Source organism: Citrobacter sp. R4 (genome assembly GCF_026719175.1).
Lineage (GTDB): Bacteria > Pseudomonadota > Gammaproteobacteria > Enterobacterales > Enterobacteriaceae > Citrobacter_A > Citrobacter_A sedlakii.
Genome location: NZ_JAPPSU010000001.1, coordinates 143,254 through 156,568 on the forward strand (window position 1 = coordinate 143,254; position 13,315 = coordinate 156,568).

The 13,315-nt window shown below is 53.9% G+C and carries 9 protein-coding genes and 7 tRNA genes; 3 read left to right on the forward strand and 13 right to left on the reverse strand.

The window, feature by feature from the left end; translation table 11 throughout:
- Positions 1 to 131 precede the first annotated feature (131 nt).
- Complete coding sequence (gene ubiF, locus OOJ60_RS00665; protein WP_205611758.1) at positions 132 to 1,307, forward strand: 3-demethoxyubiquinol 3-hydroxylase; 1,176 nt, start codon at positions 132 to 134, stop codon at positions 1,305 to 1,307.
- Positions 1,308 to 1,314: 7 nt separating this feature from the next.
- On the opposite strand, the gene OOJ60_RS00670 is transcribed toward ubiF, so the two are convergent.
- From OOJ60_RS00670 to nagB, 13 genes are all read right to left on the reverse strand, one after another.
- Positions 1,315 to 1,899 carry a hypothetical protein gene (locus OOJ60_RS00670; protein ID WP_205611759.1) on the reverse strand — a complete coding sequence of 195 codons (585 nt, stop codon included), beginning with the start codon at positions 1,897 to 1,899 and terminating at the stop codon, positions 1,315 to 1,317.
- A gap of 121 nt (positions 1,900 to 2,020) precedes the next feature.
- A tRNA-Gln gene (locus tag OOJ60_RS00675) sits at positions 2,021 to 2,095 on the reverse strand.
- Between the two features lie 44 nt (positions 2,096 to 2,139).
- Positions 2,140 to 2,214, reverse strand: a tRNA-Gln gene (locus tag OOJ60_RS00680).
- 44 nt (positions 2,215 to 2,258) lie between these two features.
- Positions 2,259 to 2,335: transfer RNA gene (locus OOJ60_RS00685), tRNA-Met, on the reverse strand.
- 15 nt (positions 2,336 to 2,350) lie between these two features.
- Positions 2,351 to 2,425 (reverse strand) — tRNA-Gln (locus tag OOJ60_RS00690).
- Between the two features lie 36 nt (positions 2,426 to 2,461).
- Positions 2,462 to 2,536 (reverse strand) — tRNA-Gln (locus OOJ60_RS00695).
- A 23-nt stretch (positions 2,537 to 2,559) separates the two neighbouring features.
- A tRNA-Leu gene (locus tag OOJ60_RS00700) sits at positions 2,560 to 2,644 on the reverse strand.
- Positions 2,645 to 2,652: 8 nt separating this feature from the next.
- Positions 2,653 to 2,729: transfer RNA gene (locus OOJ60_RS00705), tRNA-Met, on the reverse strand.
- A 221-nt stretch (positions 2,730 to 2,950) separates the two neighbouring features.
- Positions 2,951 to 4,615 (reverse strand): asparagine synthase B, encoded by a 1,665-nt coding sequence (asnB, locus tag OOJ60_RS00710; RefSeq protein WP_181821787.1) that lies wholly within the window; start codon positions 4,613 to 4,615, stop codon positions 2,951 to 2,953.
- Positions 4,616 to 4,867: 252 nt separating this feature from the next.
- Positions 4,868 to 5,620, reverse strand: coding sequence for a ribonucleotide monophosphatase NagD (gene nagD, locus OOJ60_RS00715; protein ID WP_042285447.1), 753 nt, complete (start codon positions 5,618 to 5,620; stop codon positions 4,868 to 4,870).
- A 46-nt stretch (positions 5,621 to 5,666) separates the two neighbouring features.
- A complete protein-coding gene (nagC, locus tag OOJ60_RS00720; RefSeq protein ID WP_060568900.1) occupies positions 5,667 to 6,887 on the reverse strand; it encodes a DNA-binding transcriptional regulator NagC in 1,221 nt (406 codons plus the stop codon).
- A gap of 8 nt (positions 6,888 to 6,895) precedes the next feature.
- Positions 6,896 to 8,044 (reverse strand): N-acetylglucosamine-6-phosphate deacetylase, encoded by a 1,149-nt coding sequence (gene nagA / locus OOJ60_RS00725; protein ID WP_042285443.1) that lies wholly within the window; start codon positions 8,042 to 8,044, stop codon positions 6,896 to 6,898.
- 59 nt (positions 8,045 to 8,103) lie between these two features.
- Complete coding sequence (gene nagB, locus OOJ60_RS00730; RefSeq protein WP_205611760.1) at positions 8,104 to 8,904, reverse strand: glucosamine-6-phosphate deaminase; 801 nt, start codon at positions 8,902 to 8,904, stop codon at positions 8,104 to 8,106.
- Positions 8,905 to 9,245: 341 nt separating this feature from the next.
- On the opposite strand from nagB, the gene nagE reads away from it, so the two are divergent.
- Both nagE and glnS read left to right on the forward strand, forming a co-directional pair.
- Positions 9,246 to 11,198: a PTS N-acetyl glucosamine transporter subunit IIABC gene (nagE, locus tag OOJ60_RS00735; protein ID WP_199956447.1), complete on the forward strand. Its 1,953-nt coding sequence runs from the start codon at positions 9,246 to 9,248 to the stop codon at positions 11,196 to 11,198.
- A gap of 210 nt (positions 11,199 to 11,408) precedes the next feature.
- Positions 11,409 to 13,076, forward strand: coding sequence for a glutamine--tRNA ligase (gene glnS, locus OOJ60_RS00740; RefSeq protein ID WP_042285437.1), 1,668 nt, complete (start codon positions 11,409 to 11,411; stop codon positions 13,074 to 13,076).
- The last annotated feature ends 239 nt before the right edge of the window (positions 13,077 to 13,315 follow it).

The following is a 13,315-nucleotide window of genomic DNA, read 5'->3' on the forward strand; positions in this document are numbered from 1 at the left end:
GAAATAGTGGCTGAATTGCAGGGCGCATAGTGTAATGCTTTGCCGCGGTTGTGACCAGTATGACCGTTATCAGCCTCAAGGGGTAAAAAATCCTGTAAACTTATCTGATTCACGTAACAGGATGAATGACCATGACAAATCAACCAACGGAAGTGGCCATTGTCGGCGGAGGAATGGTCGGCGGCGCGCTGGCGCTGGGACTGGCGCAGAACGGATTTACGGTCACGGTGATTGAACACGCCGCGCCAGCGCCCTTTGCGGCGGACAGCCGGCCCGACGTGCGTATTTCCGCGATCAGCGCCGCGTCTGTTTCGCTGTTGAAAAGCCTGGGCGTCTGGGATGCGGTACAAGGGATGCGCAGCCATCCTTATCGTCGGCTGGAAACCTGGGAATGGGAAAATGCCCACGTTGTTTTTGACGCTGCGGAACTGAAGCTGCCGCTGCTGGGCTATATGGTCGAGAACACCGTTTTGCAGCAGGCGCTGTGGCAGGCGCTGGAGGCGCATCCGAACGTTACCCTGCGAGTCCCTGCGTCGCTTGCGGCGCTACATCGTCATCACGACAGTCAGGTACTGGAGCTGGCAGATGGCGAGCAGATTATGGCGAAGCTGGTGGTCGGCGCTGACGGCGCGAATTCACAGGTGCGCCAACGGGCTGGCATTGGCATTCACGCCTGGCAGTATGCGCAGTCATGCATGCTGATCAGCGTTCAGTGCGAGCAGGCGCCGGGGGACAGTACCTGGCAGCAGTTTACGCCGGATGGCCCGCGCGCCTTTCTGCCGCTCTTTGATCGCTGGGCATCGCTGGTATGGTATGACGCGCCAGCGCGTATTCGCCAGTTGCAGACCCTGAGCATGCCGCAGTTGCAGGCGGAAATCGTAAAACATTTCCCGGCGCGGCTGGGGCCGGTGACGCCGCTGGCCGCAGGTGCGTTCCCGCTGACCCGTCGACACGCGTTGCAGTATGTTCAGCCGGGCCTGGCGCTGGTGGGCGATGCGGCGCATACCATTCATCCGCTGGCCGGGCAGGGGGTGAACCTCGGCTATCGCGATGTCGATGCGCTGATCGATGTGCTGGTAAATGCGCGCAGCTATGGAGAACGTTGGGCCAGCCAGCCGGTGTTGAAGCGCTACCAAATGCGGCGCATGGCGGATAACTTTATGATGCAGAGTGGCATGGATCTGTTTTACGCTGGATTCAGTAATAACCTGCCGCCGCTGCGTATGCTGCGCAACCTCGGCCTGATGGCTGCTGAACGTGCGGGTGTTGTTAAACGCCAGGCGCTGAAGTATGCGTTAGGGTTGTAACACGCGCTTAAAGTAGTCGCTCGAACAGCGTTACTCTGTTGTTTCCTTCGAATAAAAATCCCTGATACCAGACGCTTCCGCTGCTGGTCGTCAGGGGTTCACAGCGCCAACGATGGGTGGCGATGCGATATAGCATATAGGCGCTTCTCCCTGACATCGATAGCATATACACAAGTATGAGCAGGGCGACGATGTCTGTTGCGGCATTTTCTGCTGTCAGGAGATATTCGCGTGCCAATATCGCGATACAGAACCCCTGTAAAATTAGCTTCCCAAGAAAGCTGAAGATATAAAATTGCTGGATACGTTTTTTCGACCAGAAACAGGGGTTTTTAATAACCATCCGCTGTTCATGCGCCGGTAAGCCATGAATGTAGGTGATATTGTGGGTCTTCTCCGTTAGCGTGAGCGCTACTCCCGTTTCGTTGAGCTGGTGCAGGCGCATTGATATGCCGATGGGAAAGAATAAACCGACCAGAATAAGGTAGGTTAGCAACGCGGAAAGGTCAAAGAAAGTTAGCACGACGGCGAAAACAAAAAGGAACAGCGTTGCCGTCCGGGTAAATATAAACGGAAAAATCTGGTAGTTCATCGTAACGTCCCTTTATCTGCCGTGGCTTAATCTAGCGACAGAGGCAGAACATGTATACGGCTGGCTGGGACTTTCGGAATTCATAAAAGCAAAAAGCTCGCCGAAGCGAGCTTTTTTAACGTGGCTGGGGTACGAGGATTCGAACCTCGGAATGCCGGAATCAGAATCCGGTGCCTTACCGCTTGGCGATACCCCAATTGGCGTACTTCTTACGTTCGTTAGCGGAACGTCTGAAAAATGTGGCTGGGGTACGAGGATTCGAACCTCGGAATGCCGGAATCAGAATCCGGTGCCTTACCGCTTGGCGATACCCCAACAAATTTCTCTGAATCTGCCGAATTAATCGACATTTCGTAAGATGGTGGCTACGACGGGATTCGAACCTGTGACCCCATCATTATGAGTGATGTGCTCTAACCAACTGAGCTACGTAGCCAGAGTATTTCTTCGATGGCTGGGGTACCTGGATTCGAACCAGGGAATGCCGGTATCAAAAACCGGTGCCTTACCGCTTGGCGATACCCCAATGACCGTCGCGGTGATCCGCAAACTCGAAGAAATATGGCTGGGGTACCTGGATTCGAACCAGGGAATGCCGGTATCAAAAACCGGTGCCTTACCGCTTGGCGATACCCCATCCGTGCAACGCGTACTGGTGAATGGTGCGGGAGGCGAGACTTGAACTCGCACACCTTGCGGCGCCAGAACCTAAATCTGGTGCGTCTACCAATTTCGCCACTCCCGCAAAAAAGATGGTGGCTACGACGGGATTCGAACCTGTGACCCCATCATTATGAGTGATGTGCTCTAACCAACTGAGCTACGTAGCCCTCTTTTTTCGCGTTACCTTATCGGCGTTGCGGGGCGCATTATGCGTATTGAGCCTTGAAGCGTCAACCTCTTTTTCATCGAAAACAGCGTGAATGTGACTGTTTGGTTAGGTTGCGAACAGCGTGACGCAATAATCGGCAATTATTGGTTATGAAACACTTTATGGGCAAGATTTTAGAACAAAAAAAGGGCCCTTGCGGACCCATTTCATCATGCAGATTTATTTGTATGCCGACTGATGTACGCCGACCGCGCGTCCGGAAGGATCGTTCATGGTTTTGAACGCTTCATCCCATTCGATCGCTTTGGCGGAAGAGCAGGCGACAGACGGGCCGCCCGGCACGCATTCCGCGGCGCTCGGGAGCGGGAACAATTCTTCAAAGATCTCACGATACAGATACGCTTCTTTCGAGCCTGGCGTGTTGTAAGGGAAGCGGAAGCTGGCGGTTTCCAGTTGCTGGTCGGTTACCTGCTGCGCCGCCACTTCTTTCAGGGTGTCGATCCAGCTGTAGCCCACGCCATCGGAGAATTGCTCTTTCTGACGCCATGCAACGCTTGCCGGCAGGTAAGATTCGAAACATTCACGCAGGATATGTTTTTCCATCTTGCCGTTGCCGCACATCTTATCTTCCGGATTGATACGCATGGCCACATCGAGAAATTTCTTGTCGAGGAACGGGACGCGGGCTTCCACGCCCCAGGCTGACATCGCTTTGTTGGCGCGCGCGCAGTCAAACATATGTAGCGCCTGCAGTTTACGTACCGTTTCTTCGTGCAGTTCTTTGGCGTTTGGCGCTTTATGGAAGTAAAGATAGCCGCCGAACACTTCGTCAGATCCCTCGCCGGATAGCACCATTTTGATGCCCATCGCTTTGATTTTACGCGACATTAAGTACATTGGCGTTGACGCGCGAATCGTGGTCACATCGTACGTTTCGATGTGATAAATTACATCGCGGATCGCATCTAACCCTTCCTGCACGGTGAAGTGAATCTCATGGTGCACCGTGCCCAGATGGTTCGCGACTTCCTGCGCGGCTTTCAGATCCGGAGAACCTTCCAGACCGACGGCGAAGGAGTGTAGCTGCGGCCACCAGGCTTCAGATCTTTCCTGATCTTCCACGCGACGCGCGGCGAACTTTTTGGTGATAGCGGAAATCACTGAAGAATCCAGACCGCCGGAGAGCAACACGCCGTACGGCACATCTGACATCAGATGGCTTTTTACCGAGTCTTCCAGCGCCTGGCGCAGTTCCGCTTTGTCGGTAACGTTATCTTTTACCGCATCGTACTCGAACCAGTCGCGCTGATAGTACTGACGAATCTCACCGTCCTGGCTCCATAAATAGCTGCCCGCCGGAAACTCTTTAATCGTGCGGCAAACCGGCACCAACGCTTTCATTTCCGAAGCAACATACAGGTTACCGTGTTCGTCATAACCCATATACAGCGGGATAATCCCGATGTGGTCGCGACCAATCAGATACGCGTCTTTCTCGGTATCGTACAGGGCGAAAGCGAACATTCCTTGCAGATCGTCAAGAAATTCCGGGCCTTTTTCCTGGTACAGCGCGAGGATAACTTCGCAGTCGGAGCCGGTCTGGAACGCATAGCGATCGCCATATTCCGCACGCAGCGCCTGATGGTTGTAGATTTCGCCGTTGACAGCCAATACGTGGGTTTTCTTTTCGTTATACAGTGGCTGAGCGCCCGCGTTGACGTCGACAATGGACAGACGTTCATGCGCGAGGATGGCCTTGTCGCAGGCAAAAATACCGGACCAGTCCGGGCCGCGATGGCGCATCAGGCGTGACAGCTCGAGCGCCTTTTTCCGCAGTTCCCCTGCATCTGACTTAATATCGAATACGCCAAAAATTGAACACATAACCTTCTCCGTTACCCTGTCTGAATACATTTTGTGTGTGCTTGATTTAAAAAATGCCGTAAAGGAGAGCAGGGCGCAATACTTTTGCCGGGTAAAAAAGAAAAAACGCAACAGCGATTATGGAATGATGAAAAAAGAGTACGTAATGAGCGGATTTATTAATGAATCGACAATTTTAAGGCGATTTTATTGGATGTGGCGTGGCTTGGCCGTAGGCCTGATAAGCGAAACGTCATCAGGCAACGGTTGGCGTTAAATAACGTCGATCTCGGCGACGGAGGGGTAAATCCAGCTCGGACGGAACGGCATACTGTCAATATCATCAAGCGTAGAAACGCCGGAAAGCACCAGGATGGTTTCAAGTCCCGCCTGGAATCCGGCAAGAATGTCGGTGCGCAGATTGTCACCGACAATCACCGTCTCTTCCGAGTGCGCCTGCATTTTGTTCAGCGCGGCGCGAATGATCCACGGGCTGGGTTTGCCGACGTAGAACGGCTTACGTCCGGAAATTTTCTCAATACCGGCGCACAGGGCGCCGCAGGCCGGGTAAAAACCGCGACCGTGGGTGTCCGGATTGGTGGCGATAAAGCGTGCGCCGTTCGCCACGAAGTATGCCGCTTTATGCATCATGTCCCAGTTATAGGAACGGGTTTCGCCCACAATCACAAAATCCGGGTTGACGTCGGTGATGGTGAACCCGGCTTTATACAGTTCGTGGATCAGCGCCCCTTCGCCCACCACGTAAGCCTTTTTCCCTTCCTGACGACGCAGGAAGTCGGCGGTGGCCATGGCTGAGGTATAAAACACGCTGTCAGGGACATTGACGCCGGCGGTGGCGAAGCGGTTCGCCAGATCCTGCCCGGTTTGCGACGGGTAATTGGTCAACAGCACCAGCGGCAGACCTTTTTCAATAATGCCGGTCAGAAATTCTGCTGCGCCGGGGACGGCGACGTTATCGTGCATCAGCACGCCATCGATATCACAAATGACATTTTTAATGGTCATGAACTACCCAGGGAAATGGTTATGAATCCGATACTATAAAAGCGCATCAGTTTTCCAGCAAATGCTGGAGCAAAATGCCGTTCAGCATGGCACGCTTCACAAGGGCGAATGCGCCGATAGCGGAGCGGTGATCCAGCGTAGAGCGCACCACTGGCAGATTCTGGCGAAACGCCTTCAGCGCCTGCGTATTGATGCAACTTTCGATTGCGGGCAACAGGACTTTATCCGCTTCGGTAATTTCACCGGCAATCACAATCTTCTGCGGATTAAACAGGTTAATGGCAATGGCGATAGTTTTGCCCAAATGCCGCCCTACGTGCTCGATCACTTCCGAGGCCAGGCTGTCGCCTTTGTTTGCCGCTTTACAGATGGTTTTGATGTTGCAGTCATTTAGCGAAACACGGCTCTGATAGCCCTGTTTGAGCAGGTTTTGCACACGGTGTTCGATCGCGGCGTTAGCCGCAATGGTCTCCAGACAGCCGAAGTTGCCGCAGTGGCAACGCTCGCCCAGCGGCTCAACCTGAATGTGGCCGATCTCGCCGACGTTGCCGTTACGGCCAATGAAAATTCGGCCATTAGAGATGATCCCGGCGCCGGTGCCGCGGTGCACGCGCACCAGAATGGAGTCTTCACAGTCCTGGCTTGCGCCGAAATAGTGCTCTGCCAGCGCGAGGCTGCGGATGTCGTGACCGACAAAACAGGTGACGCGAAAACGGGTTTCCAGCGCATCGACCAGTCCCCAGTTTTCAACCTGAATATGCGGCATGTAATGAATCATGCCGCTTTCCGGATCGACAAGGCCCGGCAGGATCACCGAAATGGCGATCAGTTCGCGAATTTTGCGCTGGTTGCCGTCAATAAAGGCTGTAATTGCATTGAGCAACGCATGTTCCAGCGTCTCCTGAGTACGTTCGGGCAGCGGGTAATGCTCCTCCGCCAATACTTTACTGCTGAGATCGAACAGGGTAATGGTCGCGTCATGGCGTCCCAGACGTACGCCGATGGCGTGGAAACCGCGGGTTTCGGTAACAATAGAGATCGCGCGGCGGCCCCCGGTGGAGGCCTGCTGATCGACTTCTTTGATCAGCCCGCGTTCAATCAGTTGACGCGTAATTTTGGTTACGCTGGCGGGAGCAAGCTGGCTTTGTTCGGCAATCTGAATCCGCGAGATTGGCCCATGCTGGTCAATCAGGCGGTAAACGGCCGCGCTGTTAAGCTGTTTTACGAGATCAACATTACCTATTTGAGCTTGTCCGCCTGGTGTCATACTTTCTCTTACTCAGTAACGACCTCGTTACCATTAACGATGGTCTTGATGATTTTAAAGTCGTGGGTAAACGCGGTCAGGTTCGCCACTTTACCCGGCGCGATGCTGCCGAGCTGTTTTTCTACGCCAATCGCGCGCGCCGGATAGAGCGTCGCCATGCGCAGCACTTCGTCGAGCGCAATGCCGCAGTGCTCAACCAGGTTACGCACGCCTTCGATCATGGTTAACGATGAACCGCTTAGCGTACCGTTTTCATCCACACACAATCCATTGCGGTAGTATATTGTTTTACCAGCAAAAATGAACTGTTCAATATTCGCACCTGCGGGCGCTGTCGCATCCGTTACCAGACACAGCTTATCGCCTTTAAGACGTTTGGCGTTGCGGATATTGGCGTAGTCAACGTGCAGGCCGTCGGCAATCACGCCGCAATAAATGTCCGCATCGTCGAGAACAGCCCCCGCCAGACCCGGTTCACGGCCGGTAATGTACGGCATAGCGTTAAACAGGTGCGTGGCAAAGCGGATACCTGCGCGGAAACCGGCTTTGGCTTCTTTAAGCGTGGCGTTAGAGTGTCCGGCAGAAACCACGATGCCGGCATTCGCCAGTTTGCTGATGACTTCAGCAGGCACCATTTCCGGCGCCAGCGTAACTTTGGTGATGACGTCGGCATTATCGCACAGGTAGTCCACCAGCGCAGCGTCCGGCTGACGAACAAAGTTCGGGTTGTGGGTGCCTTTTTTAACCAGATTCAGCCACGGGCCTTCCAGATGGAGACCCAGCGCCTGGTTCGGGTGTTTCGCCAGGTATTCACGCATAACGCGAATGCCTTGCTTCATCAGTTCGTCGCTGGTGGTGATCAGCGTTGGCAGATAGTTGGTGCAGCCCGATTTCTCGTTGGCTTTCTGCATGATTTCCAGCGTTTCAACGGTAACGGCGTCTGCGGTATCGTTGAACTGTACGCCGCCGCAGCCGTTAAGCTGAACGTCGATAAAACCGGGGGAAAGAATGGCCCCGTTCAGTGAACGTTGTTCGATCCCGTGCGGCAGTTCCGCCACCGGACAAACGCTGTCAATCAGGCCATTGGCGACAACAATCGCATGGTCATCAAGAATTTCGTGGCCGGTAAAGATCCGACCCTGGGTTAAAGCATACATTCCGACCCCCGATTTCAAAAATATGCCGCCCTGAACGCAGTGGCAGGGCGGAGACAACATTACAGACCTTTAATATTTTCGGCTTCTAACTCGTTGAAATATTTCAGCGTCTTAACTTTCAGTTCCATCGTTGACGGCTCATCGCAGACCACCACGGCTTTCGGGTGCAGCTGCAGGCAACTGATGGTCCACATGTGGTTGACGTTGCCTTCAACGGCGGCCTGCAGAGCCTGGGCTTTCTGATGGCCCAGCACCAGAATCATCACTTCTTCGGCATCCAGCAGAGTCCCCACGCCAACGGTCAGCGCATATTTAGGCACCAGATCCACATCACCGTCGAAGAAACGGGAGTTTGCCACGCGCGTATCGTGGGTCAGGGTTTTAATACGGGTACGGGAAGCCAGGGAAGAAGCCGGTTCGTTAAATGCGATATGACCGTCGTTACCGACGCCGCCCATAAACAGGTGGATTTTACCGTAAGAACGGATTTTTTCTTCATATTGACGGCATTCCGCGTCAATATCTGGCGCGTTACCATTGAGCAGGTTGATGTTTTCTGCTGGAATATCAACGTGATCAAAGAAATTGCGGTGCATGAAGCTGTGGTAGCTTTCCGGATGTTCCTTTGGCAGGCCGACATATTCGTCCATATTGAACGTCACCACATGTTTGAAGCTGACCTGGCCCGCTTTGTGCATTTCCACTAAGGCTTTGTAAGCGGTCATTGGCGTGCCGCCCGTCGGCAGACCCAGCACAAACGGACGATCGGCTGTCGGTTTGAACGCATTGATACGGTTAACGATATGGCGGGCAGCCCATTTGCCGACTTGTTCAGCGGTAGTCAGGGGAATCAGTCTCATTCTTCACCTCAGAAAGTAAATGTAAGCCGTTGGCGGATTGCGCGTCTGTGCACCTTAAAGCGTAACCTGGTCTGTCGCGATTGGAGTCAATCCGTCTTGATTTTTTGAATGATAAAATAAGTTTTCAAAGTTAGCCAGTGACAGGGAGAGATAATAACGATATTTGGTGACTGTACTCACAAAAAACACGCTTTTAATTTGCGATACGAATTAAATTTTCACACACTCTTGCAGGAGATGATCTAACAACGTATTTGCCGGAACATCACGCTGAGAAGTTGAGCTACACACATAAAAATACGGCCTGAATGGCCATATCGGGGTCTCGTAGGGGGAATAAGATGAACATTCTAGGTTTTTTCCAGCGACTGGGTAGGGCGTTACAGCTCCCTATCGCGGTGCTGCCGGTGGCGGCGCTGTTGCTGCGATTCGGCCAACCAGATTTACTGAACGTCGCCTTTATCGCGCAGGCGGGTGGGGCGATTTTTGATAACCTCGCGCTGATCTTCGCCATCGGTGTGGCATCCAGCTGGTCCAAAGACAGCGCGGGTGCGGCAGCGCTGGCAGGGGCGGTCGGTTATTTCGTACTGACTAAAGCGATGGTCACCATCAACCCGGAAATCAACATGGGTGTGCTGGCGGGTATCATTACCGGCCTGGTGGGCGGCGCTGTCTACAACCGTTGGGCGGATATCAAGCTGCCTGACTTCCTGAGCTTCTTCGGCGGCAAACGCTTTGTGCCGATTGCTACGGGCTTTTTCTGCCTGGTGCTGGCGGCGATTTTCGGCTACGTCTGGCCGCCGGTTCAGCATGCTATTCATGCTGGCGGTGAATGGATCGTGTCCGCAGGCGCGCTCGGCTCCGGTATTTTTGGTTTCATCAACCGTCTGCTGATCCCAACCGGTCTGCATCAGGTGCTGAACACCATCGCCTGGTTCCAGATTGGTGAATTCACCAACGCTGCCGGTACCGTTTTCCACGGCGATATCAACCGCTTCTACGCGGGTGACGGCACTGCCGGGATGTTCATGTCCGGCTTCTTCCCGATCATGATGTTTGGTCTGCCGGGCGCGGCACTGGCGATGTACTTCGCTGCCCCGAAAGCGCGTCGTCCGATGGTAGGCGGTATGCTGCTGTCCGTCGCCATCACTGCGTTCCTGACCGGCGTGACTGAGCCGCTGGAATTCCTGTTTATGTTCCTTGCGCCGCTGCTGTATCTCCTGCACGCGATTCTGACCGGCATCAGCCTGTTTATCGCCACGCTATTGGGGATCCACGCGGGCTTCTCGTTCTCTGCGGGCGCTATCGACTACGTGTTGATGTACAGCCTGCCCGCGGCGAGCCAGAACGTCTGGATGCTGCTGGTTATGGGGCTGGCGTTCTTCGTCATTTACTTCCTGTTGTTCAGCGCGGTTATTCGTATGTTTAACCTGAAAACGCCGGGCCGCGAAGATAAAGAAGACGAGGTGGTGACTGAAGAAGCGAACAGCAATACGGAAGAAGGTCTGACGCAACTGGCGACCAGCTACATCGCAGCGGTCGGCGGTACGGATAACCTGAAAGCCATTGATGCCTGTATCACCCGTCTGCGTCTGACCGTTGGCGACTCCGCCAGGGTGAGCGATGCAATGTGTAAACGCCTGGGCGCGTCCGGCGTGGTGAAACTGAACAAACAAACCATTCAGGTTATTGTCGGGGCGAAAGCAGAATCCATTGGCGACGCGATGAAAAAAGTCGTTGCGCGTGGTCCGGTTGCCGCAGCCTCGGCGGATGCCGCGCCTACGGCAACAGCAACCCCGGCCCAGAAGCCGCAGGCGGTACCCAATGCGGTGACCATTGCTGAACTGGTTTCCCCGATTACCGGTGACGTGGTGGCGTTAGATCAGGTGCCTGACGAGGCGTTCGCCAGCAAAGCGGTCGGTGACGGCGTGGCGGTTAAACCGACGGACAAAACCGTGGTTTCTCCGGCAGCGGGAACCATCGTGAAAATCTTCAATACCAACCACGCATTCTGCCTGGAAACAGAGAAAGGCGCGGAAATCGTGGTCCACATGGGGATCGATACCGTTGCGCTGAATGGCCAGGGCTTTAAACGCCTGGTTGAAGAAGGGGCTGAAGTGACCGCAGGCCAGCCGATCCTGGAAATGGATCTGGACTATCTGAACGCGAACGCGCGCTCCATGATAAGTCCGGTGGTGTGCAGCAACATCGACGACTTCAGCGCGCTGGTAGTGAAAGCCGAAGGTCACGTCGTGGCGGGTCAAACTCCACTGTATGAAATCAAAGGTAAATAAAAAGGTCCGGGTCGGATAAGGCGAAAACCGGGTTCCGACAACATCACAGCGACCTTAAGCGGCGGAGGCAAACCTTCGCCGCTTTTTTTTGCAGCAAATGGTCCCCATATTTTCGTTTGAGACGTATTTTGCGTAACTAAAGGTTGTCAGTCTGTCCGGCTTATAAGATCATATGCCGTTATACGTTGTTTACGCTTTGAGGAATCCACGATGAGTGAGGCTGAAGCCCGCCCGAGTAACTTTATTCGTCAGATCATCGATGAAGATCTGGCCAGTGGTAAGCACACCACGGTACATACCCGTTTTCCGCCGGAGCCAAATGGCTATCTGCACATTGGCCACGCGAAATCCATTTGCCTGAACTTTGGCATCGCGCAAGATTATCAGGGCCAGTGCAACCTGCGTTTCGATGACACTAACCCGGTAAAAGAAGATATCGAGTACGTTGATTCGATCAAAAACGACGTTGAGTGGTTAGGTTTTCACTGGTCTGGCGAGGTTCGCTACTCCTCCGATTACTTCGATCAGCTGCATGCCTACGCGGTTGAGCTGATCACCAAAGGTCTGGCTTACGTTGATGAACTGACGCCAGAGCAGATCCGCGAATACCGCGGCACCCTGACTCAGCCGGGTAAGAACAGCCCGTTCCGCGATCGCAGCGTGGACGAAAACCTCGCGCTGTTCGAAAAAATGCGTACCGGCGGTTTCGAAGAAGGCAAAGCCTGCCTGCGCGCGAAAATCGACATGGCGTCGCCGTTCATCGTGATGCGCGATCCGGTGCTGTACCGTATTAAGTTCGCGGAGCATCACCAGACCGGCACCAAGTGGTGCATCTATCCGATGTACGACTTCACCCACTGCATCAGCGATGCGCTGGAAGGTATTACCCACTCGCTGTGTACGCTGGAATTCCAGGACAACCGTCGCCTGTACGACTGGGTGCTGGACAACATCACGATTCCGGTTCACCCGCGTCAGTATGAATTCTCGCGCCTGAATCTGGAATACACCGTGATGTCCAAGCGTAAGCTGAACCTGCTGGTGACCGACAAGCATGTGGAGGGTTGGGACGACCCGCGTATGCCGACCATTTCCGGTCTTCGCCGCCGTGGTTATACCGCCGCCGCGATTCGCGAGTTTTGCAAACGTATCGGCGTGACCAAGCAGGACAACACCATTGAGATGGCGTCGCTCGAATCCTGCATTCGCGAAGATCTTAATGAAAACGCGCCGCGCGCGATGGCGGTAATCGATCCGGTGAAACTGGTGATCGAAAACTACCCGCAGGGCGAGAGCGAACAGGTCACGATGCCGAATCATCCGAACAAACCGGAAATGGGCAGTCGTCAAGTGCCGTTCAGCGGCGAGATCTGGATTGACCGCGCGGACTTCCGTGAAGAAGCGAACAAGCAGTACAAGCGTCTGGTCATGGGGAAAGAAGTACGCCTGCGTAACGCCTACGTGGTGAAAGCTGAGCGCGTGGAAAAAGACGCCGAAGGCACTATCACCACCATCTTCTGTACCTACGACGCCGACACCCTTAGCAAAGATCCGGCAGATGGCCGTAAAGTGAAGGGCGTGATTCACTGGGTGAGCGCGGCGCACGCGCTGCCGGTTGAAATTCGTCTCTACGATCGTCTGTTCAGCGTGCCGAACCCTGGCGCGGCGGAAGATTTCCTGTCCGTAATGAACCCGGAATCGCTGGTCATCAAACAGGGTTATGCCGAACCATCGCTGAAAGAGGCGGTCGCCGGTAAAGCGTTCCAGTTTGAGCGCGAAGGGTACTTCTGTCTGGACAGCCGTTATGCTACCGCCGAGAAACTGGTCTTTAACCGTACCGTCGGCCTGCGTGACACCTGGGCGAAAGTCGGCGAATAAGTCGCAACTTGTCTCTCAAACGCCGCGTTCAGCGGCGTTTTTTTTTGCCCTCAACTCTCTTTTTTCGAAGCGAATTAATTATCGTTTCTTAAATATTCTGCTTAACAAATCTTTTTACATAACAAATTGATTTCATCAATGCTTATCGTGATGTAACCGATTTCATCTTTCTGGAAAACAAGTAATTTTTTCTGATCTTCCGCTTTTTTGATCAAATGAATGAAATGTAACAGAACGCG

What these genes read in the sequence shown, in the direction of transcription:
- glnS (WP_042285437.1), top strand. Translation starts at nt 11,409, where the DNA reads ATGAGTGAGGCTGAAGCCCGCCCGAGTAACTTTATTCGTCAGATCATC.
- ubiF (WP_205611758.1), top strand. Translation starts at nt 132, where the DNA reads ATGACAAATCAACCAACGGAAGTGGCCATTGTCGGCGGAGGAATGGTC.
- nagE (WP_199956447.1), top strand. Translation starts at nt 9,246, where the DNA reads ATGAACATTCTAGGTTTTTTCCAGCGACTGGGTAGGGCGTTACAGCTC.
- nagA (WP_042285443.1), bottom strand. Translation starts at nt 8,044, where the DNA reads ATGTATGCTTTAACCCAGGGTCGGATCTTTACCGGCCACGAAATTCTT.
- nagC (WP_060568900.1), bottom strand. Translation starts at nt 6,887, where the DNA reads ATGACACCAGGCGGACAAGCTCAAATAGGTAATGTTGATCTCGTAAAA.
- asnB (WP_181821787.1), bottom strand. Translation starts at nt 4,615, where the DNA reads ATGTGTTCAATTTTTGGCGTATTCGATATTAAGTCAGATGCAGGGGAA.
- OOJ60_RS00670 (WP_205611759.1), bottom strand. Translation starts at nt 1,899, where the DNA reads ATGAACTACCAGATTTTTCCGTTTATATTTACCCGGACGGCAACGCTG.
- nagD (WP_042285447.1), bottom strand. Translation starts at nt 5,620, where the DNA reads ATGACCATTAAAAATGTCATTTGTGATATCGATGGCGTGCTGATGCAC.
- nagB (WP_205611760.1), bottom strand. Translation starts at nt 8,904, where the DNA reads ATGAGACTGATTCCCCTGACTACCGCTGAACAAGTCGGCAAATGGGCT.